This is a genomic window from Enterobacter sp. R-1.6.2 (genome assembly GCF_035064085.1).
Taxonomy (GTDB): domain Bacteria; phylum Pseudomonadota; class Gammaproteobacteria; order Enterobacterales; family Enterobacteriaceae; genus Enterobacter; species Enterobacter asburiae_B.
Genome location: NZ_JASEYI010000002.1, coordinates 133,252 through 155,111 on the forward strand (window position 1 = coordinate 133,252; position 21,860 = coordinate 155,111).

General features: G+C 55.1%; 19 protein-coding genes. 15 read left to right on the forward strand and 4 right to left on the reverse strand.

Going from position 1 to position 21,860, the window contains the following annotated elements; translation table 11 throughout:
* Positions 1-33: 33 nt before the first annotated feature.
* A complete protein-coding gene (locus tag QMN93_RS02425; protein ID WP_023310568.1) occupies positions 34-612 on the reverse strand; it encodes a lipoprotein in 579 nt (192 codons plus the stop codon).
* 305 nt (positions 613-917) lie between these two features.
* Here QMN93_RS02425 and bolA point away from each other — a divergent pair, with 305 nt between their 5' ends.
* The 9 genes from bolA to QMN93_RS02470 all read left to right on the forward strand — a co-directional run bounded on the left by bolA (position 918) and on the right by QMN93_RS02470 (position 11,279).
* Positions 918-1,235 carry a transcriptional regulator BolA gene (gene bolA / locus QMN93_RS02430; RefSeq protein ID WP_021241655.1) on the forward strand — a complete coding sequence of 106 codons (318 nt, stop codon included), beginning with the start codon at positions 918-920 and terminating at the stop codon, positions 1,233-1,235.
* A gap of 330 nt (positions 1,236-1,565) precedes the next feature.
* The gene (gene tig, locus QMN93_RS02435; RefSeq protein ID WP_023310569.1) at positions 1,566-2,864 is read left to right on the forward strand and encodes a trigger factor; all 1,299 of its coding nucleotides are present in this window, start codon (positions 1,566-1,568) and stop codon (positions 2,862-2,864) included.
* A gap of 260 nt (positions 2,865-3,124) precedes the next feature.
* On the forward strand, positions 3,125-3,748 hold the full coding sequence (clpP, locus tag QMN93_RS02440; RefSeq protein ID WP_010428105.1) for an ATP-dependent Clp endopeptidase proteolytic subunit ClpP: 624 nt from the start codon (positions 3,125-3,127) through the stop codon (positions 3,746-3,748).
* 126 nt (positions 3,749-3,874) lie between these two features.
* Complete coding sequence (clpX, locus tag QMN93_RS02445; protein ID WP_023310570.1) at positions 3,875-5,149, forward strand: ATP-dependent protease ATP-binding subunit ClpX; 1,275 nt, start codon at positions 3,875-3,877, stop codon at positions 5,147-5,149.
* A 182-nt stretch (positions 5,150-5,331) separates the two neighbouring features.
* Entirely contained in the window at positions 5,332-7,686 is a 2,355-nt protein-coding gene (gene lon / locus QMN93_RS02450; protein ID WP_023334706.1) for an endopeptidase La, read from the forward strand.
* A 210-nt stretch (positions 7,687-7,896) separates the two neighbouring features.
* Positions 7,897-8,169 (forward strand): nucleoid-associated protein HU-beta, encoded by a 273-nt coding sequence (gene hupB / locus QMN93_RS02455; RefSeq protein WP_002444653.1) that lies wholly within the window; start codon positions 7,897-7,899, stop codon positions 8,167-8,169.
* A gap of 212 nt (positions 8,170-8,381) precedes the next feature.
* A complete protein-coding gene (ppiD, locus tag QMN93_RS02460; RefSeq protein ID WP_182383113.1) occupies positions 8,382-10,253 on the forward strand; it encodes a peptidylprolyl isomerase in 1,872 nt (623 codons plus the stop codon).
* A 147-nt stretch (positions 10,254-10,400) separates the two neighbouring features.
* The gene (locus QMN93_RS02465) at positions 10,401-10,781 is read left to right on the forward strand and encodes a helix-hairpin-helix domain-containing protein (protein WP_039263937.1); all 381 of its coding nucleotides are present in this window, start codon (positions 10,401-10,403) and stop codon (positions 10,779-10,781) included.
* Between the two features lie 99 nt (positions 10,782-10,880).
* Positions 10,881-11,279 (forward strand): YbgC/FadM family acyl-CoA thioesterase, encoded by a 399-nt coding sequence (locus QMN93_RS02470; protein ID WP_069303738.1) that lies wholly within the window; start codon positions 10,881-10,883, stop codon positions 11,277-11,279.
* Between the two features lie 60 nt (positions 11,280-11,339).
* Here QMN93_RS02470 and queC read toward each other — a convergent pair whose 3' ends face one another.
* A complete protein-coding gene (gene queC / locus QMN93_RS02475) occupies positions 11,340-12,035 on the reverse strand; it encodes a 7-cyano-7-deazaguanine synthase QueC (RefSeq protein ID WP_182383114.1) in 696 nt (231 codons plus the stop codon).
* 66 nt (positions 12,036-12,101) lie between these two features.
* The gene (locus QMN93_RS02480) at positions 12,102-13,802 is read right to left on the reverse strand and encodes an SgrR family transcriptional regulator (protein ID WP_182383115.1); all 1,701 of its coding nucleotides are present in this window, start codon (positions 13,800-13,802) and stop codon (positions 12,102-12,104) included.
* Between the two features lie 101 nt (positions 13,803-13,903).
* Here QMN93_RS02480 and cof point away from each other — a divergent pair, with 101 nt between their 5' ends.
* Positions 13,904-14,722, forward strand: a complete 819-nt coding sequence (gene cof / locus QMN93_RS02485) for an HMP-PP phosphatase (protein WP_039263943.1) — start codon at positions 13,904-13,906, stop codon at positions 14,720-14,722.
* 40 nt (positions 14,723-14,762) lie between these two features.
* Here the strand turns inward: cof and QMN93_RS02490 are convergent, their stop codons facing one another.
* Positions 14,763-15,812, reverse strand: coding sequence for a PLP-dependent cysteine synthase family protein (locus tag QMN93_RS02490; protein WP_220471316.1), 1,050 nt, complete (start codon positions 15,810-15,812; stop codon positions 14,763-14,765).
* Between the two features lie 112 nt (positions 15,813-15,924).
* Between QMN93_RS02490 and QMN93_RS02495 the strand changes: the two genes are divergently transcribed.
* The 5 genes from QMN93_RS02495 (at position 15,925) to amtB (ending at position 21,844) form a co-directional block, all read left to right on the forward strand.
* Positions 15,925-16,383 (forward strand): Lrp/AsnC family transcriptional regulator, encoded by a 459-nt coding sequence (locus tag QMN93_RS02495; RefSeq protein ID WP_023310581.1) that lies wholly within the window; start codon positions 15,925-15,927, stop codon positions 16,381-16,383.
* A 30-nt stretch (positions 16,384-16,413) separates the two neighbouring features.
* Positions 16,414-18,186 (forward strand): SmdA family multidrug ABC transporter permease/ATP-binding protein, encoded by a 1,773-nt coding sequence (locus tag QMN93_RS02500; RefSeq protein ID WP_033144778.1) that lies wholly within the window; start codon positions 16,414-16,416, stop codon positions 18,184-18,186.
* A complete protein-coding gene (locus tag QMN93_RS02505; RefSeq protein ID WP_087822099.1) occupies positions 18,179-19,960 on the forward strand; it encodes a SmdB family multidrug efflux ABC transporter permease/ATP-binding protein in 1,782 nt (593 codons plus the stop codon). The genes QMN93_RS02500 and QMN93_RS02505 overlap by 8 nt, the downstream gene beginning before the upstream one ends.
* 220 nt (positions 19,961-20,180) lie before the next feature.
* Positions 20,181-20,519, forward strand: a complete 339-nt coding sequence (glnK, locus tag QMN93_RS02510; protein ID WP_008503304.1) for a P-II family nitrogen regulator — start codon at positions 20,181-20,183, stop codon at positions 20,517-20,519.
* 35 nt (positions 20,520-20,554) lie between these two features.
* The gene (amtB, locus tag QMN93_RS02515) at positions 20,555-21,844 is read left to right on the forward strand and encodes an ammonium transporter AmtB (protein WP_023310584.1); all 1,290 of its coding nucleotides are present in this window, start codon (positions 20,555-20,557) and stop codon (positions 21,842-21,844) included.
* Positions 21,845-21,860 lie beyond the last annotated feature (16 nt).

Sequence of the window (21,860 nt, forward strand, 5' to 3'; positions counted from 1 at the left end):
TGACCCGGTGATACACCGGGTCAGAGAGCGGGATTAACGCGCGTTCTGCTTGATGAAGTCGTGAATGCTGGTGTCCTGCGCCATATCGGCGATGGTATCGGTCAGCACGCTGTTCACGGCGTTAGCAATGTTCTGGTTAGAAGCCTGGAAGGCACCTTCAACAGAGTAGCTGGCGCGGTAGTTTTTGGTCATCTTGTTGCCATTCTTAGCGGTGGCAATGATGGCGATATCCGCTTTGGTCGCAATGTTGTAGCGCACGTTGCCCTGAGACACGTCAGCGTACAGGTTATTCACGATAATCTGCAGATCAACCGCGCCGCTTGGGCCAATCATGTAGCCGCGAGCGGTCATCTGTTTCTCCAGCACTTCCTGGAGCAGGAAGCGCAGGTCGCGGGAGGCGGTGAGAGTAACCTGCTGGTTATCGCGGGTCACTTTAGCCAGCGCCTGATCCTGACGCTGATCGGCACCGTTAATGCTCACGGTGACGCCCATCAGGCTTGGATCCTGCTGAGGCAGGGTGATTTTTGGTGAGACATCAATGGTGGTAGGTGGGGTAGCACAGCCTGCCAGCATAAAAAGGGCTACCAACGGAAAGAAGAGTTTTTTTAACATTTTCGGGTTCTCAACGAATCGTAAGCATATAAAGAGAAAAATTGCCGCCATCATAACATCGCCAACGGCGAGGGGAAGTGGTCAACGCATGTAAATTCATCGCCTTGTCCGAAAACTGACCAGATCACCCTTTTTCCCAATCCGTGTATGACAAAACGTATGAGTCTCACAGTGAACTTCATTCGTTTGAATGAGAAAATCAGACGAAAGCTAAATATTTGTTGTCAAGGTGTAATGGAAACGGTAAAAGCGGCTAACATTTAAAGGGATGGGTGACATCCTGGCGTTGTCGGAGGAGTAATTTCATGATGATACGTGAGCATATAGAAGATAAATTAAGGGCAGCGTTCAACCCTGTGTTCCTCGAAGTCGTCGACGAAAGCTATCGTCATAACGTGCCGGCAGGTTCTGAAAGCCACTTTAAAGTGGTTCTGGTTAGCGATCGCTTCACGGGAGAACGTTTCCTGAATCGACACCGCTTGATCTACAGCACCTTGACGGAAGAACTCTCCACGACCGTGCATGCGCTGGCACTGCATACCTACACCATTAAGGAATGGGAAGGCCTGCAGGATACGGTTTTCGCATCGCCGCCCTGTCGCGGTGCAGGCACTATCGCCTGATAAATCGGATTTGCAACGGCTGGAGCTTTTCCAGTATGTTGCTTACAGATTTCCTCAAAACGGCCTCCGGGCCGTTTTGTTTTGTCTGAGTTTTGAGCGAATGGAGCGATTTTAAGACTAAAAATAGCCTTAAAGTGTGAAAAAAGCCGCAGCAACATGCCCCAACCGTTCTCGACTCACCTAAGTGATGCCGCTATAATGCCGCGTCTTATTGAATGTCTTCGGGATGATTCTGGCGACAGGGAATGTGAATCTGCACTAAGAGAGCATCCCGGTATAACAGACAGATTCAGAGTTGACCGAGCACTGTGATTTTTTTGAGGTAACAAGATGCAAGTTTCAGTTGAAACCACTCAAGGCCTTGGCCGCCGTGTAACGATTACTATCGCTGCTGACAGCATCGAAACTGCTGTGAAAAGCGAGCTGGTCAACGTAGCAAAAAAAGTACGTATTGACGGCTTCCGCAAGGGCAAAGTACCAATGAATGTTGTTGCTCAGCGTTATGGCGCTTCCGTGCGTCAGGATGTGCTGGGTGAACTGATGAGCCGTAACTTTATTGATGCGATCATCAAAGAAAAAATCAATCCGGCCGGCGCGCCGAACTACGTTCCAGGCGAATACAAACTGGGCGAAGACTTCACCTACTCCGTTGAGTTCGAAGTGTACCCGGAAGTTGAGCTGAAAGGTCTGGAATCTATCGAAGTTGAAAAACCAGTTGTTTCCGTGACTGACGAAGACGTTGACGGCATGCTGGATACCCTGCGCAAACAGCAGGCGAACTGGAAAGAGAAAGAAGGCGCTGTTGACGCTGAAGACCGTGTCACCATCGACTTCACCGGTTCTGTAGACGGCGAAGAGTTCGAAGGCGGTAAAGCGTCTGACTTCGTACTGGCGATGGGCCAGGGTCGTATGATCCCAGGCTTCGAAGACGGTATCAAAGGCCACAAGGCTGGCGAAGAGTTCACCATCGACGTGACCTTCCCGGAAGAATACCACGCTGAAAACCTGAAAGGGAAAGCAGCGAAGTTCGCTATCAACCTGAAAAAAGTTGAAGAGCGCGAACTGCCAGAACTGACTGAAGAATTCATCAAGCGTTTCGGCGTGGAAGATGGTTCCGTAGCGGGTCTGCGTACCGAAGTGCGTAAGAACATGGAACGCGAACTGAACGGCGCTGTACGTAACCGTGTGAAATCTCAGGCGATCGAAGGTCTGGTGAAAGCCAACGAAATCGACGTTCCAGCTGCCCTGATCGACAGCGAAATCGACGTTCTGCGCCGTCAGGCTGCACAGCGTTTCGGTGGCAACCAGCAGCAAGCGATGGAACTGCCACGCGAGCTGTTCGAAGAGCAAGCGAAACGCCGCGTTGTTGTTGGCCTGCTGCTGGGCGAAGTAATTCGTACCCACGAGCTGAAAGCTGACGAAGAGCGTGTGAAAGGCCTGATCGAAGAGATGGCTTCTGCATACGAAGATCCATCAGAAGTGATCGAGTTCTACGGTAAGAACAAAGAGCTGATGGACAACATGCGCAACGTTGCCCTGGAAGAGCAGGCTGTTGAAGCGGTACTGGCGAAAGCGAAAGTGACCGAAAAAGCGACCTCTTTCAACGAACTGATGAACCAGCAGGCGTAATTTCGCCCCAACGGTTTAAAGTTTGAACAGAAAACCCGTTGCCTTGCGGCAGCGGGTTTTTTTTATCGCAGCGATAGCCCAGGAAGAGTGCTAAAACGCCCTTTCGGTGTTAGCGTAACAACAAAAGGTTGTTATGCTTGAAATAGGGCACTGTGAACCCCATAAGTACGTAATCATGATGAATGAGACTGGCTGATAATCCGTCCGTAAGGTTACAATCAGTACAGCAGGTGTTTTCAATTTTGATCCAGGAGACGGAAATGTCATACAGTGGCGAACGAGATAACTTTGCACCCCATATGGCTCTGGTGCCAATGGTTATTGAACAGACCTCACGTGGTGAGCGTTCTTTTGATATCTATTCCCGTCTGCTCAAGGAACGCGTTATCTTTCTGACCGGCCAGGTGGAAGACCACATGGCTAACCTGATCGTGGCGCAGATGCTGTTTCTGGAAGCGGAAAACCCGGAAAAAGACATTTACCTGTACATTAACTCCCCGGGTGGCGTGATTACAGCAGGAATGTCCATTTATGACACCATGCAATTCATCAAGCCTGATGTAAGCACTATCTGTATGGGTCAGGCTGCATCTATGGGCGCGTTCCTGTTAACAGCAGGGGCGAAAGGTAAGCGTTTCTGCTTGCCAAATTCCCGCGTGATGATTCACCAGCCGCTGGGCGGTTACCAGGGGCAGGCGACGGATATCGAAATCCACGCCCGTGAAATTCTGAAAGTAAAAGCGCGCATGAATGAACTTATGGCGCAGCATACGGGTCAACCACTCGAGCAGATCGAGCGCGATACCGAGCGCGATCGCTTCCTCTCTGCTCCAGAGGCAGTTGAGTACGGCTTAGTCGACTCCGTGTTGACCCATCGTAATTGATGCCCGCGACGCGAGTGTGCCGCTATACTAAGGTAGGGCGGCACGCTGCTGATTGCAGCTTGCGTCTTAGAATGGCATTTGCGTCGTCATGTGCGGCACAAAGAACTTAAAAAGAGGTTTGGACTCATGACAGATAAACGCAAAGATGGTTCGGGCAAACTGCTGTACTGCTCTTTTTGCGGCAAAAGCCAGCATGAAGTGCGTAAACTGATTGCCGGGCCGTCCGTGTATATCTGCGACGAATGTGTCGATTTATGTAACGACATCATTCGCGAAGAGATTAAAGAAGTCGCACCGCACCGTGAGCGCAGCGCGCTGCCAACGCCGCATGAAATTCGTCATCACCTTGACGACTACGTCATCGGACAGGAGCAGGCCAAGAAAGTGCTGGCGGTAGCGGTCTATAACCACTACAAACGTCTGCGTAACGGCGACACCAGCAATGGCGTAGAACTGGGTAAAAGTAACATTCTGCTGATCGGCCCAACCGGTTCCGGTAAAACGCTGCTGGCTGAAACCCTGGCGCGTCTGCTTGATGTTCCGTTTACGATGGCGGATGCCACCACCCTGACCGAGGCCGGTTATGTGGGTGAGGACGTCGAAAACATCATTCAGAAACTGCTGCAGAAGTGCGATTACGACGTACAGAAAGCCCAGCGCGGGATTGTTTACATCGATGAGATCGACAAGATCTCCCGTAAATCTGACAACCCGTCCATTACCCGTGACGTATCGGGTGAAGGCGTACAGCAGGCGCTGCTGAAGCTGATTGAAGGTACGGTTGCTGCCGTTCCGCCACAGGGTGGTCGTAAACATCCGCAGCAGGAGTTCCTGCAGGTTGATACCTCCAAGATCCTGTTCATCTGTGGTGGCGCGTTTGCTGGTCTGGACAAAGTCATCTCCCACCGTGTTGAAACCGGCTCCGGCATTGGTTTTGGCGCAACGGTGAAATCGACGTCCGAAAAACCAAACGAAGGCGAACTGCTGTCTCAGGTTGAACCGGAAGATTTGATCAAATTCGGTCTGATCCCTGAATTCATCGGCCGTCTGCCGGTTGTGGCAACGCTGAATGAGCTGAGCGAAGACGCGCTGATCCAGATCCTGAAAGAGCCGAAAAATGCGCTGACCAAGCAGTATCAGGCGCTGTTCAACCTGGAAGGCGTTGATCTGGAATTCCGCGACGAAGCGCTGGATGCTATTGCCAAGAAAGCGATGGTCCGTAAAACCGGTGCCCGTGGTCTGCGTTCAATTGTTGAAGCGGCTCTGCTCGACACCATGTACGATCTTCCGTCGATGGAAGACGTTGAGAAAGTGGTGATTGACGAGTCCGTCATTAGCGGTCAAACCAAGCCGCTGCTGATTTACGGCAAACCGGAAGCGCAGCAGGCATCTGGCGAATAATTAACCAAATCATACAAGCAGTTAATCAAAAAGGGGGGATTTTATCTCCCCTTTACTTTTTCCGTATTCATAGCGTTGAATGTGTGGGAAACATCCCCATATACTGGATACATGTTAATGGTTATGTGAAGCACAGTGACATGACCAGCTTACCTGGCGGACACTAACTAAGAGAGAGCTCTATGAATCCTGAGCGTTCTGAACGCATTGAAATCCCCGTATTGCCGTTGCGCGATGTGGTGGTTTATCCGCACATGGTCATACCCTTATTTGTAGGGCGGGAAAAATCTATCCGTTGCCTCGAAGCCGCCATGGATCATGATAAAAAAATCATGCTGGTCGCGCAGAAAGAAGCATCAACGGATGAGCCGGGTGTAAACGATCTTTTCACCGTCGGGACCGTGGCCTCTATTTTGCAGATGCTGAAGCTGCCTGACGGCACCGTGAAGGTGCTGGTAGAAGGCCTGCAGCGTGCGCGTATTACCACTCTGTCAGACGACGGCGAGCACTTCTCTGCAAAGGCAGAGTACCTTGATTCGCCTGAGCTTGATGAGCGCGAGCAGGAAGTGCTGGTTCGCACCGCCATTAGCCAGTTTGAAGGCTATATCAAGCTGAACAAGAAAATTCCACCAGAAGTGCTGACGTCGCTGAACAGCATCGACGATCCTGCGCGTCTGGCGGACACCATCGCTGCACATATGCCGCTGAAGCTGGCTGACAAGCAGTCCGTGCTGGAAATGTCCGACGTTAACGAACGTCTGGAATACCTGATGGCGATGATGGAGTCTGAAATCGATCTGCTGCAGGTTGAGAAGCGCATTCGCAACCGCGTCAAAAAGCAGATGGAGAAATCTCAGCGTGAGTACTATCTGAACGAGCAAATGAAGGCCATTCAGAAAGAACTGGGCGAGATGGACGACGCGCCGGACGAAAACGAAGCGCTGAAGCGTAAGATCGACGCGGCGAAGATGCCGAAAGAGGCGAAAGAGAAGGCTGAAGCAGAACTGCAGAAGCTGAAAATGATGTCTCCAATGTCGGCTGAAGCGACCGTTGTACGCGGCTACATTGAGTGGATGGTGCAGGTTCCGTGGAACGCCCGCAGCAAGGTCAAAAAAGACCTGCGTCAGGCGCAGGAAATCCTGGATACCGACCACTACGGTCTGGAACGCGTGAAAGACCGCATTCTTGAGTACCTCGCGGTACAAAGCCGTGTAAACAAAATTAAAGGCCCAATTCTGTGCCTGGTTGGACCGCCGGGGGTGGGTAAAACCTCTCTGGGTCAGTCCATCGCCAAAGCGACCGGACGTAAGTATATCCGTATGGCGCTGGGTGGCGTACGTGATGAAGCGGAAATCCGCGGTCACCGCCGTACCTACATTGGTTCTATGCCGGGTAAACTGATCCAGAAGATGGCGAAAGTGGGGGTTAAAAACCCGCTGTTCCTGCTCGATGAGATCGACAAGATGTCGTCGGACATGCGTGGCGACCCTGCGTCTGCACTGCTGGAAGTGCTTGATCCAGAACAGAACGTAGCGTTCAGCGATCACTACCTGGAAGTGGACTACGACCTGAGCGATGTGATGTTCGTGGCGACCTCCAACTCCATGAACATTCCGGCCCCGCTGCTGGACCGTATGGAAGTGATCCGTCTCTCCGGTTATACCGAAGATGAGAAGCTGAACATCGCTAAGCAGCACCTGCTGCCGAAACAGATTGAGCGTAACGCGCTGAAAGCCAACGAGCTGACCGTCGAGGACAGCGCGATTATCGGCATCATTCGCTACTACACCCGTGAAGCGGGCGTGCGTAGCCTTGAGCGTGAAATCTCTAAACTGTGTCGTAAAGCGGTGAAACAGCTGCTGCTGGATAAGAGCCTGAAGCACATTGTGATTAACGGCGACAATCTGCATGCCTATCTCGGCGTTCAGCGCTTCGACTACGGTCGCGCGGACAACGAAAACCGCGTTGGTCAGGTGACCGGCCTGGCATGGACGGAAGTGGGCGGCGATCTGCTGACCATCGAAACCGCCTGTGTCCCTGGCAAAGGCAAGCTGACCTACACCGGCTCGCTGGGTGAAGTGATGCAGGAATCCATCCAGGCAGCGCTTACCGTGGTGCGCGCGCGTGCGGAGAAACTGGGTATCAACCCTGATTTCTACGAAAAACGCGACATCCACGTGCACGTTCCGGAAGGGGCGACGCCGAAAGATGGCCCAAGCGCGGGTATTGCCATGTGTACCGCTCTGGTTTCCTGCCTGACAGGTAACCCGGTGCGTGCCGATGTGGCAATGACCGGTGAAATTACGCTGCGTGGTCAGGTTCTGCCGATTGGTGGTTTAAAAGAAAAACTGCTGGCGGCACACCGCGGTGGGATCAAAACCGTATTGATCCCTTACGAAAACAAACGCGATCTGGAAGAGATTCCGGACAATGTGATTGCCGACCTGCAGATCCATCCTGTGAAGCGAATTGAGGAAGTTCTCAGTCTCGCACTGCAGAATGAACCCTCCGGAATGCAGGTTGTAACCGCAAAATAGTGACCTCGCGCAAAGAGCGTCAATAAAAACAAGGCTGGTAAGTCATTTCGCACTTGCCAGCCTTTTTTTGTATAGCTAATTTAGATTGCTGATTAGGTCCGTCATCAACAACGGGTGTTGTAAGGTCATGGCAGGCCTGATATAACTGCTGCGCGGTCGCGTTGTGAAGGATTCAGGCGCGATATAAATTATAAAGAGAGGAAGAGAACAGTGAATAAATCTCAACTGATTGACAAAATTGCTGCGGGTGCTGATATTTCTAAAGCTGCAGCTGGACGTGCGTTAGATGCCTTAATTGCTTCTGTTACTGAATCTCTGCAGGCTGGGGACGACGTTGCACTGGTAGGTTTCGGTACTTTTGCTGTTAAAGAGCGTGCTGCCCGTACTGGCCGCAACCCTCAGACCGGTAAAGAGATCACCATTGCTGCTGCTAAAGTGCCGGGTTTCCGTGCAGGTAAAGCGCTGAAAGACGCAGTAAACTGATTGCTTTCCCGTTTCAGGGAAGCCGGAAAGTACAAGGGCGCATCATTTGATGTGCCTTTTTTGTTTGTCCAGACCTGATTTGTGCGAGTTTATGCGAGTTGTGGGCTGACAATCGCCCCGTTTTCTTGTCACAATACGCCTTCACGCGCGACGGGCAGGATTTTCCGTCAGCGTCAGGTAACCAGTCACCTACAGCGGAGTGTTGTTACACCATGATGGACAGCTTACGCACGGCTGCTAACAGTCTCGTGCTCAAGATTATTTTCGGTATCATTATCGTGTCGTTCATATTGACCGGCGTGAGCAGTTACCTTATTGGCGGTGGCGCAAACTACGCCGCAAAAGTGAATGGCCAGGAAATCAGCCGTGGTCAGTTCGAGAATGCTTTTGCCGGTGAACGTAACCGTATGCAGCAACAGCTGGGCGACCAATTCTCTGAACTGGCGGCGAACGAAGGGTACATGAAGACCCTGCGCCAACAGACACTGAACCGTCTTATCGACGAAGCGCTGCTTGATCAGTATGCCAAAAAACTGGGCCTTGGCATCAGCGATGAGCAGGTGAAAAAAGCCATCTTCTCCACGCAAGCCTTCCAGTCTAACGGTAAATTCGACAACGCGCGTTACAACAGCATCGTCAATCAAATGGGGATGACGGCCGACCAGTACGCTCAGGCGCTGCGTAACCAGCTGACCACCCAGCAGCTCATCAATGCCGTCGTGGGCACCGATTTCATGCTCAAAGGTGAAACGGATGAACTGGCCGCGCTGGTGGCGCAGCAGCGTGTTGTACGCGAAGCGACCATTGATGTGAACGCCCTGGCGGTGAAACAGCAGGTGAGCGACGCTGACGTCAACGCTTACTACGAGCAGAACAAGAATTCCTTTGTTTCTCCAGAGCAGTTCCGCGTGAGCTACATCAAGCTGGATGCGGCCGCGCTGCAGGAAACCGCGTCTGATGCTGAAATCCAGTCTTACTACGATCAGCATCAGGATCAGTTCACTCAGCCGCAGCGTAACCGCTACAGCGTAATTCAGACGAAAACCGAGGCTGATGCTAAAGCGGCGCTGGATAAGCTGAATAAAGGCGCTGATTTCGCGACCGTTGCGAAAGCGAAATCCACCGACATTATCTCTGCGAAAAACGGCGGCGATATGGGCTGGCTGGAAGATGCGACCACCCCTGACGAGCTGAAAAATGCCGGTCTGAAAGAGAAAGGCCAGCTTTCTGGCGTCATTAAGTCTTCCGTTGGTTTCCTGGTCGTGCGTCTGGACGACATCACCGCGGCGAAAACTAAGCCGCTGGCTGACGTTCGTGATGATATCGCGGCGAAAGTGAAACAGGAAAAAGCGCTGGATGCCTACTACGCGCTGCAGCAGAAGGTAAGCGATGCTGCCAGCAACGACAACGAATCTCTGGCAGGTGCAGAGCAGGCGGCGGGCGTGAAGGCGGTTGAGACGGGCTGGTTTGGTCGTGACAACCTTCCGGAAGAGCTGAACTTCAAACCGGTTTCCGATGCCATCTTCAACGGTGGTCTGGTGGGCGAAAACGGCACGCCGGGCAGTAACTCTGACATCATTACCGTCGACGGCGATCGTGCGTTTGTGTTGCGCGTCAGCGAGCACAAGCCAGAAGCGGTCAAACCGCTGGCGGAAGTGAAGGATCAGGTCGTCGCTCAGGTTAAGCACAACAAAGCGGAACAGCAGGCGAAACTGGATGCTGAGAAGATTCTGTCCGATCTGAAAGCGGGTAAAGAAGACGCGCTGAAAGCAGCTGGCCTGAGCTTCGGTGAAGCGAAAACGCTGAGCCGTACCGGCCAGGACCCAATCAGCCAGGCCGCGTTTGGTCTGACTCTGCCTGCGAAGGACAAGCCAAGCTTTGGTACCACCACCGATACGCAGGGTAACGTCGTTCTGCTGGCGCTGGATGAAGTAAAAGCCGGCACCCTGCCAGAAGCGCAGAAGAAAGCGATGGTTCAGGGAATTACCCAGAACAATGCCCAGATTGCCTTCGAAGCCATGATGAGTAACCTGCGTAAAGAAGCCAAAATCAAGCTGGGTGATGTAATGACTCAGCAGCAGTAATTACGTGTCTGCTCGCAGATTTTCGTAACGCTCTGCAAAAACTAAAGGCCGCTTTCGCGGCCTTTTCCATTTCTGCAATCTGCTGTTTGTGCCGGTTTTATCTGGCGGCTATTGTGACCTGGCTGTCAACAAACAAGGAGATACAGCATGAAATGTGGAATCAAAGCACTGTTAATTACGCTGGCTATTGCCACCACCGGGATGAGCGCGGGCGCGCTGGCGGCGACGCCTGCTGCCAAAGCACAGGCTACGCAGAGCAAGTCCGATGCGGCAGCGCCGGTGCAGGGGCAAACCAAAGCGACAGATGCCGGTAAAAATGCGGATGATGAAGGTACGCGGGTCAGTATCAATTCGGCCTCAGCGGAAGATCTCGCCCGTGCGTTGAACGGCGTGGGCCTGAAAAAAGCGCAGGCCATCGTCAGCTACCGCGAAGAGTATGGTCCTTTCAAAACGGTCGACGATCTCAAGCAGGTGCCGGGCATGGGCAGCGCGCTGGTTGAGCGCAACCTCTCACACCTGACGCTGTAATTACGCAATTTCTTGCACTGCGGCAAAATTTTGCCAGGATAAAGAGGTCATACCAGTTATGACCTCTCTTCCTACAATAACAGTAAAGGCTATTGCGCTATGCAGACAAAAATCAAAGTACGCGGTTTTCATCTCGACGTTTATCAGCATGTGAACAATGCTCGCTATCTTGAGTTTCTTGAAGAAGCGCGCTGGGACGGGCTGGAAAACAGCGAAAGCTTTCAGTGGCTGACCGCGCACAACATCGCGTTTGTGGTCGTCAATATCAACATCAACTACCGCCGTCCGGCCGTGCTGGGTGACGTGCTCACGGTAACCAGCCAGGTGCAACAGATCAATGGCAAAAGTGGCGTATTAAGCCAGGTGGTGACGCTCGATCCAGAAGGGCAGGTGGTCGCAGATGCGATGATCACCTTTGTCTGTATCGATCTGAAAACGCAGAAAGCGCTGCCGCTGGAAGGGGAGCTGCGGGAAAAGCTGGAGTTGATGATCGTGTAAGACATGTTAAGGCGTACTCGTGCTGTCGACACCTGTTTGCGACAGCACGGTCAAGTAGCCCTATTTAAGACCGGTCTTTTTCTGCATCGCGGCTATCACGCCGGATTTATCGGCAAGATAGTGGTTTAGCCCGTTAGCGCGCAGATTACAGGCCGCACACTGGCCGCAACCGTCGCCTTTGATGCCGTTATAGCAGGTGAGCGTTTCGCTGCGAACAAGGTCCAGCTTGCCCCAGTAGTCCGCCAGCGCCCAGGTTTCGGCTTTATCCAGCCACATGAGCGGAGTTTCAAAGCGCGTCTCTTTCGCCATCCCCAGATTGACGGCGTGGTTTAACGCCTTCACGAACTCATCGCGACAGTCCGGGTAGCCGGAGAAGTCGGTCTCGCAAACGCCCGTGATCACCGCTTCGGCTTTTACCTGGTAGGCGTAGATCGCCGTCAGAGTCAGGAACAGGATATTACGGCCCGGCACGAAGGTATTTGGAATGCCGCTGGCATCGGGTTCATAGTCTGGCACAGGAATACTGTCGCGGGTGAGGCTGCTCACGGCCAGTTCATTTAACAGCGTAACGTCCAGCACCTTGTGCGCGCGTGCGCCCAGTTTCAGGGCAAGTTCACGGGCAACGTCGATTTCAGCGCGATGACGCTGACCATAATCGAAAGTGACACAGTGAACTTCATCGTACTGATGAAGGGCCTGGACCAGGCAGGTAGTAGAGTCTTGTCCTCCGCTGAACACGACGACGGCACGTTTCATAAATCATCTCGACTGTTACGGTAAAAACGTTATGTTACCGTCTGACCACGACGGCGACCAGCTTCTTCACGATTTGGGCGCGGGCAGCCAGGCTTCGGTAAAGTCAAACCAGCCGCGGGTATTGAGGCGTATACCATTCACGCCTGGCGGAGCACTGATTTGGTATTGATAATTAAAGAGTGGCGTCAGCACCGCACTCTCCATTAACCGGTTAAAGATGGCTTGCAGTCCCGCGTGTCTATCCCGAGCCTCGGCCTGAGTCTGTACCGCATCCAGCGTGGCTTGCAGATGGGCGTAAGCCGGTGCGCTAAGAACGTGCGGCCAGAGGGCATCGCAGCGCAGCCACTGTTCAAGCGTATATTCCGGCGCTTCGCCAATCAGCCTGTCCCCCATCATGATGTCTGCATCGGCAAGCTCCAGGCATCCGTCCCACGTCTTGGCGTCGTGAAAGATGACGGTCAGTTCACACCCCTGTAGCGCCAGGTATGCCTTCAACTGGCTGGCCATGGTGTGAAGCTCAACAGGGAGATGGTAAACCAGCGTCAACGCTTCAGGGAGGGTGACGTCCGATAAATCAGGCCATTCGGGGATTGTCCAGTCGGGAAGCAGTTCCTGGGTGGGTGTGATGAGCCCTTCGTTTAGCGGAAGTGTGTGAAGAAGCCTGGAGAGATGAATGATATTGATAAGCCGCTTTGCCTGGATCTCACTCAGGTGCGCGCTCTGTTTTAGCGTGAGGTAACAGAACCCCAGGCTGGTGCTGCTGCTTACCAGCCGCAGACTTTCCAGCTCGTCGGCCTCGCCGATCGCGATTTGCACCGGGTGGCGACAGCTGGTGCCCAGGCTGTAATCAAAAAGCTGGGGAGTGATCCAGTATTCGATGGCTTTGAGCAGCGGATGGCTCAGGTGATACTGCTCATGGCTTTCCAGACGAACCAGGTCGGGCTCAAAGGCGGCCAGCCGAAACGGGCCACTGCCAACCACAGGATGGTCGGGATGCGCCAGACGGCTACAGTAGGTTGCCAGCCTGTGCGGCAGCCAGTAGTCCGGTTGATGCAGCGTAAACGTCAGACACTGTGGATGCGTTGTTTCGATACATAAGACGCTCTGAAACAGAGTGCGCAGGGCAGGAAGCGTCAACAGCGCTGTCAGACTTCGCTGGAGTTGCGGCGTTTCTATTTTATCGCCGTTATGCCAGTGCACGGTGGAGCGAATGTAGAAATGCCAGCGCAGGCCGTCAGCAGAGACATCCCAGTGATGCGCCAGATCGCCCGTAGGTTCACTGCTATTACCGTTAAAACGCGTCAGGCCTGAGAAGACCTCTCCCGCCAGATGCTGCTCTGCCCGGCCCGGTAAAAAACCCGGCTGAAGCGGCTCCAGCGAGCGATAGTAGGGGATGCGCAGCGTCGGCGTGTCGTTTTGCCACTGCCCGCCCAAAAAAGGGTGCAGCAATGACCGCAACGCTTCAGGGGCAAGCTGCGCCAGTTCCAGCGCGTTATGCTGCTGCCCGCTTTTCAGCGCTTCTTCCATCATCGCATTGCGCAGTGACTCCGGGGCGACATGGAACGTGAGCTCACCGCGCTTACCACGGCCAGACTGCGCTCGCCAGCTGAGCCAGCCCGCCTCCTGGGCCTGGCGCAGCAGGGTTCGGACATGCCGCTCGCTACAAAAACAGCGGGCGGCCAGCTCGCTGATGGTGACCTGTTGCGTTGCACCCTGCGAAGGCTGCCAGAGGCGGTGATACTGGTTGAGTCGATTGAGCTGGCGCATAAGAAACCCGGAACAATAATTTTCATCTATTCACTATTACTTCCGTATATCTCACACGATACTGTTGCACAAGTTAACCGCATCACATTTCGGGAGTAATCATGGCTCGGCTCGCTGCATTTGATATGGACGGTACGCTGTTAATGCCGGATCACCGTTTAGGGGAAAAAACCCTGAACACGCTGAAGCGCCTGCGCGAGCGTGATGTCACCCTGACGTTTGCCACTGGCCGCCATGTGCTGGAGATGCGCCATTTGCTGGGCGCGTTTTCCCTCGACGCCTTTCTAATCACCGGCAACGGGACGCGAATTCACTCCGTAGAAGGCGATGTGCTGCACCGGCAGGATCTCAACCCGGAAGTGGCGGACATCGTGCTGCACAGCACCTGGGACACGCAGGCCAGTATCCACGTCTTTAACGATCGGGGCTGGTTTACCGGACGTGAAATTCCTGAACTGCTGCACGCGCATGTATACAGCGGTTTCAAATATCAGCTTATCGATCTGCGTCGGATCCCCGCTCATGCGGTAACCAAGATCTGCTTCTGCGGCGATCATGACGATCTGTGCCGCTTAAGGATTCAGCTGAATGAGGCGCTGGGCGACCGGGCGCACCTGACCTTCTCGGCGGTGGATTGTCTGGAAGTGCTGCCGGTGGGTTGTAACAAAGGCTCCGCTCTGGCGGTACTCAGCGACCACCTGGGCTTAACGCTGCAGGAGTGTATGGCGTTTGGTGACGCCATGAACGACCGCGAAATGCTGGGTAGCGTAGGTCGCGGTCTGATCATGGGGAATGCGATGGCGCAGCTGAAAGCAGAACTTCCCCATCTGCCGGTTATTGGCCACTGCCGCAATGAAGCAGTGTCCCATTTTTTGACGCATTGGCTGGACAACAATAATCTCCCGTATTCCCCCGAATAGTGAGACCCTTCCAGCAAGCCAGACTTCGGTCTGGCTTTTTTTATTTCACCAGGTCTGCAATCTGCGCTTTCCACGGGGCGATATCGCCGATGTTGGCCTGCACCCACTCCGCGTTGTAGTAGGTATCGAGATAACGCTCGCCGCTGTCGCACAGCAGCGTGACGATGGAACCGGTGCGGCCCTCTTCGCGCATACGGGCGGCAAGCTGCAGTGCGCCCCACATATTTGTGCCCGTCGATGCGCCCACTTTGCGCCCCAGCTGCGTTTCCAGCCAGTGCGCCGTTGCCACGCTTGCGGCATCCGGCACGCGCATCATCTCATCCACGACGTCGGGGATGAAAGAGGGCTCCACGCGCGGGCGGCCAATCCCTTCAATTTTACTGCCCACCGGGCTGCGCAGCTCCGCATTGCGGTTTTGCCAGTAGTCGAGGAACACGGAGTTCTGCGGGTCAACCACCATCAGTTGGGTATCGTATCCCTGACAGCGGATGTAGCGTCCAATCGTGGCTGACGTGCCGCCGGTACCGGCGCTCATGACGATACAGGACGGAACCGGATGCGGTTCGTGGGTCATCTGGCGGAAAATACTGTCGGCAATGTTGTTATTGCCGCGCCAGTCGGTCGCGCGCTCGGCGAAGGTGAACTGGTCCATATAGTGACCGTTCAGCTCACGGGCCAGCATTTCGGAGGCGGCGTAGATTTCGCAGGCGCTTTCCACAAAGTGGCAGCGTCCGCCGTAAAATTCGATCTGTTCGATTTTGCGTTTTGCGGTGCAGGACGGCATTACCGCGATAAACGGCAGGCCCAGCAGACGGGCGAAATAGGCTTCGGACACTGCCGTTGAACCGGACGAAGATTCAATAATAGTGGTGCCTTCTTTAATCCAGCCGTTACATAAACCGTATAAAAACAGCGAGCGCGCCAGGCGATGCTTCAGGCTGCCGGTGGGATGGGTGCTTTCATCTTTCAGATAGAGCTGAATGCCGTCAAATCCCGGCAGGGAAATGCGAATCAGGTGCGTATCGGCCGAGCGCTGATAGTCGGCATTGATTTCGCTGATCGCATGTTTAACCCAGGTGCTATTCATCATCGTTATCCGTTTGTCATTTTGTGCCTAGGATAGCGAAAAGCACAGAAAAAATTGTTGCTATCTGGCCTTTAAAATAGAAAGAAGAGAGAAAAATTTTCTCTGTGAGGTGGGTATGCTAGATAAAATTGACCGCAAGCTCCTTTCATTGCTGCAAAATGACTGTACCCTCTCTTTGCAGGCGCTGGCAGATGCCGTTAATCTGACCACCACCCCGTGCTGGAAGCGGCTTAAGAAGCTGGAAGATGACGGCATTCTTCTGGGGCGCGTCGCGTTGTTAGATCCCGAAAAACTGGGGCTTGGGCTGACGGCATTTGTGCTGATAAAAACCCAGCATCACAGCAGCGAGTGGTATTGCCGCTTCGTCACTCAGGTGTCTGAGATGCCCGAGGTGCTCGGTTTCTGGCGTATGGCCGGAGAGTATGATTACCTGATGCGCGTCCAGGTGGCCGACATGAAGCGCTATGATGATTTCTACAAGCGGCTGGTGAACAGCGTTCCGGGTCTGTCGGACGTCACCTCAAGCTTTGCCATGGAACAGATTAAATACACCACAGCATTACCCATTGAATAACTTCGTAAAATACCTTCAGGAACAAACCGCGTGCGATTATTTGCCCAATTAAGCTGGTACTTTCGTCGGGAGTGGCAACGCTACCTCGGTGCAGTCGCCCTGCTTATTATTATTGCCATCCTGCAGCTGATCCCGCCGAAAGTGGTGGGGTACGTCGTGGATGGGGTCACCGAACAGCATTACACCACCGCACGGGTGTTGATGTGGGTCGGCACGCTGGTGCTGACGGCGGTCATTGTTTATCTGCTGCGCTACGTCTGGCGCGTGCTGCTGTTTGGTGCGTCCTATCAGCTGGCCGTTGAGCTACGTGAAGATTTTTACCGCCAGCTGAGCCGACAGCATCCCGAATTTTATCTTCGTCATCGCACCGGGGATCTCATCGCCCGCGCGACGAACGACGTCGATCGCGTGGTCTTTGCCGCCGGGGAAGGAGTGCTGACGCTGGTGGACTCGCTGGTGATGGGCTGTGCGGTGCTGATCGTGATGTCCACGCAGATCAGCTGGCAGTTGACCCTGCTCGCCCTGCTGCCGATGCCGATCATGGCGCTGGCGATCAATCGCTATGGCGAACAGCTGCACGAGCGCTTCAAGCTGGCGCAGGCGGCGTTTTCGTCGCTGAACGATCGCACCCAGGAGAGCATGACCAGCATCCGCATGATCAAAGCGTTTGGCCTGGAAGACCGTCAGTCTGCGCTGTTTGCCGCCGATGCGGCAGACACCGGGGCGAAAAACATGCGCGTCGCGCGTATCGACGCCCGTTTTGACCCGACGATTTATATCGCAATCGGCATGGCAAATATGCTGGCCATTGGCGGCGGAAGCTGGATGGTGGTGCAGGGCACGCTTACCCTGGGGCAATTGACCAGCTTTGCGATGTATCTGGGTCTCATGATCTGGCCGATGCTGGCGCTGGCCTGGATGTTTAACATCGTGGAGCGCGGGAGCGCCGCCTACAGCCGCATTCGCGCCATGCTGGCCGAAGCGCCGGTGGTCATCGACGGTAGCGAGGCCGTACCGGAAGGGCGCGGCGTCATGACCGTCGACGTCCGCAAGTTTGTCTACCCGCATACGGAGCATCCGGTGCTGGAGAACGTTAGTTTTACGCTTCAGCCGGGCCAGATGCTGGGGATCTGCGGCCCGACGGGATCCGGCAAAAGTACCGTACTCTCTCTGCTTCAGCGCCACTTTGACGTCACCGAGGGCGATATCCGCTTTCACGATATTCCCCTGACCAGACTGCTGCTGGACGAGTGGCGCGGTCGCCTGGCGGTCGTCAGCCAGACGCCGTTTTTATTTTCGGACACCGTGGCGAACAACATTGCCCTGGGACGCCCCGGGGCGACGCAGGAAGAGATTGAACATGTGGCGCGTCTGGCCAGCGTTCATGATGATATTTTGCGTCTGCCGCAGGGGTACGAAACGGAAGTCGGGGAACGCGGCGTCATGCTGTCCGGCGGGCAAAAGCAGCGTATATCGATTGCCCGCGCGCTGCTGCTGAATGCTGAAATTCTGATCCTAGATGATGCGCTTTCCGCCGTGGACGGCCGTACCGAGCATCAAATTCTGCATAACCTGCGCCAGTGGGGCGACGGACGCACGGTGATTATCAGCGCCCACCGCTTGTCGGCGCTCACCGAAGCCAGCGAAATTGTGGTCTTACAGCACGGGCACATTGCCCAGCGCGGGCAGCATGAAACGCTTGCCGAGCAGCCGGGCTGGTATCGCGATATGTACCGCTATCAACAGCTTGAGGCGGCGCTGGACGATGCGCCGGAGCAGGATGAGGAGGCCGCCAATGCGTAAGCTCGGAACGATGTGGCCGACGCTCAAGCGTCTGCTGGCCTACGGCTCGCCGTGGCGTAAACCGCTCTCCGTGGCCGTGCTTCTACTCTGGATTGCGGCGATTGCTGAAGTGAGCGGTCCGCTGCTCATCAGCTATTTTATCGACAACATGGTCGCCAAAAGCTACCTTCCGCTGGGGCTGGTGGCGGGTTTAGGCGTGGCCTACGTTGGCCTGCAGCTGGCGGCGGCAGGGCTGCACTATGCGCAGTCGCTGCTGTTTAACCGCGCAGCCGTGGGCGTCGTTCAGCAGCTGCGTACGGATGTGATGGACGCGGCGCTTCGCCAGCCGCTCAGCGAGTTTGACATCCAGCCGGTCGGGCAGGTGATTTCGCGCGTGACCAACGATACCGAGGTGATCCGCGATCTGTACGTTACCGTGGTCGCGACGGTGTTACGCAGCGCGGCGCTGATTGGCGCGATGCTGGTGGCGATGTTCAGCCTCGACTGGCGCATGGCGCTGGTGGCGATCACCATCTTCCCGGCGGTGCTGATTGTCATGGTCATTTACCAGCGTTACAGCACGCCAATCGTGCGTCGGGTGCGCGCGTATCTGGCCGACATCAACGATGGCTTCAATGAAGTGATCAACGGCATGAGCGTCATCCAGCAGTTCCGCCAGCAGGCGCGCTTTGGCGAACGCATGGGGGAAGCCAGCCGTTCGCACTACATGGCGCGTATGCAGACGCTGCGGCTTGATGGTTTCCTGCTGCGTCCGCTGCTGAGCCTTTTCTCGGCGCTGGTGCTTTGCGGGCTGCTGATGCTCTTTGGGCTGAGCTCAAACGGTACGATTGAAGTGGGCGTGCTGTACGCCTTTATCAGCTATCTCGGACGCCTTAACGAGCCGTTGATCGAGCTTACCACCCAGCAATCGATGCTGCAGCAGGCGGTGGTCGCCGGTGAGCGCGTGTTTGAGCTGATGGACAGGCCGCGCCAGGCCTACGGCAATGACGAGCGGCCTCTGCAAAGCGGGAGTATCGCCTTTGATAACGTCTCGTTTGCCTATCGCGAAGACCGGCTGGTGCTGCAGGACATCACGCTTGACGTTCCGTCGCGCGGTTTCGTGGCGCTGGTAGGGCATACCGGCAGCGGTAAGAGCACGCTTGCCAGCCTGTTGATGGGCTATTACCCGGTCACGCACGGCGAAATCCGCCTCGACGGGCGCCCGCTCGCGTCTCTCAGCCACACCGTGTTGCGTAAAGGCGTCGCGATGGTGCAGCAGGATCCGGTCGTGCTGGCCGATACCTTCTACGCCAACGTGACCCTGGGGCGAGACTACTCGCAGGAGCAGGTCTGGGACGTGCTGGAAAAAGTGCAGCTGGCAGAGCTGGCGCGCGGGTTTAGCGATGGGATCAATACCAAACTGGGCGAGCAGGGGAACAATCTCTCCGTCGGGCAAAAGCAGCTCCTGGCGCTGGCGCGGGTGCTGATTGAAACGCCGCAGATACTGATTCTGGACGAAGCCACGGCCAGTATTGACTCCGGCACCGAGCAGGCCATCCAGCAGGCGCTGGCCGCCGTACGCGACCATACGACGCTGGTGGTGATTGCCCACCGTCTTTCCACCATCGTCGATGCCGATACCATTCTGGTGCTACATCGCGGACAGGCCGTTGAACGCGGTACGCACCGTGAACTGCTGGAAGCAAAAGGGCGCTACTGGCAGATGTACCAGCTGCAGCTGGCGGGCGAGGAGCTGGCGGCCAGCGTGCGTGATGAAGAGTCGCTTAGCGCCTGATGCACCAAAATGAGGCGACGCGCTAACAGTCATTCCTGTTGGTGCAAAACTGAAACGCACCGTGCACCGGCATGGTGCGTTTTTTTTCGCCTGTTCGTTTATTACGGCCGCGTAATGCTCTGTGCGCCGCCGTTCCCCCTCGTTTTCATTTCTGGCACACCCCTTGCAATATCTTCTGCGTAAGCTGCGGCCATTACCGAATTCTGACTGGAGGGGATCTATGAAGCTGGTTACGGTTGTAATCAAACCATTCAAACTCGAAGACGTGCGTGAAGCGTTGTCTTCAATGGGTATTCAGGGACTGACTGTCACCGAAGTGAAAGGCTTTGGTCGTCAGAAGGGTCATGCCGAGCTTTATCGCGGGGCGGAATACAGCGTTAACTTTCTGCCAAAAGTAAAAATTGATGTCGCGATTGCTGACGACCAGCTTGATGAAGTCATTGATGTCATTAGCAAAGCGGCTTATACCGGCAAAATTGGCGACGGCAAAATTTTCGTTGCCGAACTGCAGCGCGTCATTCGCATCCGTACCGGCGAATCTGACGAAGCGGCATTGTAAATAACGCCTGGCACACAGTGATAGGGATCGAGAAAATGAAGATAGCAACACTTAAAACGGGTCTGGGTTCGCTGGCGCTGCTGCCGGGCCTGGCGCTGGCTGCTACCCCTGCGGTGGTCGACAAAGCCGATAACGCCTTTATGATGATCAGCACCGCGCTGGTGCTGTTCATGTCAATTCCGGGCATTGCGCTGTTCTACGGCGGCCTGATCCGTGGCAAAAACGTTCTCTCCATGCTGACGCAGGTTGCCGTGACGTTCGCACTGGTCTGCGTGCTGTGGGTGGTTTACGGTTACTCGCTGGCGTTCGGCACGGGCAACGCGTTCTTTGGTAACTTCGACTGGGTGATGCTGAAAAATATTGAGCTGACCGCGCTGATGGGCAGTTTCTATCAATACATCCACGTTGCGTTCCAGGGCTCCTTCGCCTGTATTACCGTCGGGCTGATTGTGGGCGCGCTCGCCGAGCGTATCCGTTTCTCTGCCGTGCTGATCTTCGTGGTGGTCTGGATGACGCTCTCCTATGTGCCGATTGCGCACATGGTCTGGGGTGGCGGTCTGCTGGCAACGCACGGCGCGCTGGACTTCGCGGGCGGTACCGTTGTACACATCAACGCCGCGGTAGCGGGTCTGGTGGGTGCCTACCTGATTGGCAAACGCGTGGGCTTCGGTAAAGAAGCGTTTAAACCGCACAACCTGCCGATGGTGTTTACCGGTACGGCTATCCTCTACTTTGGCTGGTTTGGCTTCAACGCCGGCTCGGCAAGTGCAGCAAACGAAATCGCCGCGCTGGCCTTCGTGAACACCGTTGTGGCGACGGCGGGTGCAATCCTCTCCTGGGTGTTTGGCGAGTGGGCGGTACGCGGCAAACCTTCTCTGCTGGGTGCCTGCTCGGGTGCCATTGCCGGTCTGGTTGGCATTACGCCAGCGTGTGGTTATGTCGGCGTGGGTGGCGCGCTGCTTGTCGGCCTGGTGTCCGGTCTGGCGGGTCTGTGGGGCGTGACCGCACTGAAACGTGTGCTGCGCGTTGACGACCCATGCGATGTGTTTGGTGTCCACGGCGTGTGCGGTATCGTGGGTTGTATCATGACCGGTATCTTCGCCGCGAAATCGCTCGGTGGCGTGGGCTACGCAGAAGGCGTGACCATGGTTCATCAGGTGCTGGTGCAGCTGGAAAGTATTGCTATCACCGTTGTCTGGTCTGCCGTTGTGGCCTTCATTGGCTATAAGCTGGCGGATATGACGGTGGGTCTGCGCGTACCGGAAGAGCAGGAGCGCGAAGGTCTGGACGTCAACAGCCACGGCGAGAATGCGTATAACGCCTGATAAACAGCAAAACGGC

Coding starts and splice junctions, on each gene's coding strand:
- ppiD (WP_182383113.1), top strand. CDS start 8,382: ATGATGGACAGCTTACGCACGGCTGCTAACAGTCTCGTGCTCAAGATT.
- queC (WP_182383114.1), bottom strand. CDS start 12,035: ATGAAACGTGCCGTCGTCGTGTTCAGCGGAGGACAAGACTCTACTACC.
- QMN93_RS02480 (WP_182383115.1), bottom strand. CDS start 13,802: ATGCGCCAGCTCAATCGACTCAACCAGTATCACCGCCTCTGGCAGCCT.
- QMN93_RS02465 (WP_039263937.1), top strand. CDS start 10,401: ATGAAATGTGGAATCAAAGCACTGTTAATTACGCTGGCTATTGCCACC.
- bolA (WP_021241655.1), top strand. CDS start 918: ATGATGATACGTGAGCATATAGAAGATAAATTAAGGGCAGCGTTCAAC.
- QMN93_RS02490 (WP_220471316.1), bottom strand. CDS start 15,812: ATGATGAATAGCACCTGGGTTAAACATGCGATCAGCGAAATCAATGCC.
- QMN93_RS02425 (WP_023310568.1), bottom strand. CDS start 612: ATGTTAAAAAAACTCTTCTTTCCGTTGGTAGCCCTTTTTATGCTGGCA.
- QMN93_RS02505 (WP_087822099.1), top strand. CDS start 18,179: ATGCGTAAGCTCGGAACGATGTGGCCGACGCTCAAGCGTCTGCTGGCC.
- amtB (WP_023310584.1), top strand. CDS start 20,555: ATGAAGATAGCAACACTTAAAACGGGTCTGGGTTCGCTGGCGCTGCTG.
- glnK (WP_008503304.1), top strand. CDS start 20,181: ATGAAGCTGGTTACGGTTGTAATCAAACCATTCAAACTCGAAGACGTG.
- clpP (WP_010428105.1), top strand. CDS start 3,125: ATGTCATACAGTGGCGAACGAGATAACTTTGCACCCCATATGGCTCTG.
- cof (WP_039263943.1), top strand. CDS start 13,904: ATGGCTCGGCTCGCTGCATTTGATATGGACGGTACGCTGTTAATGCCG.
- QMN93_RS02470 (WP_069303738.1), top strand. CDS start 10,881: ATGCAGACAAAAATCAAAGTACGCGGTTTTCATCTCGACGTTTATCAG.
- tig (WP_023310569.1), top strand. CDS start 1,566: ATGCAAGTTTCAGTTGAAACCACTCAAGGCCTTGGCCGCCGTGTAACG.
- QMN93_RS02495 (WP_023310581.1), top strand. CDS start 15,925: ATGCTAGATAAAATTGACCGCAAGCTCCTTTCATTGCTGCAAAATGAC.
- lon (WP_023334706.1), top strand. CDS start 5,332: ATGAATCCTGAGCGTTCTGAACGCATTGAAATCCCCGTATTGCCGTTG.
- clpX (WP_023310570.1), top strand. CDS start 3,875: ATGACAGATAAACGCAAAGATGGTTCGGGCAAACTGCTGTACTGCTCT.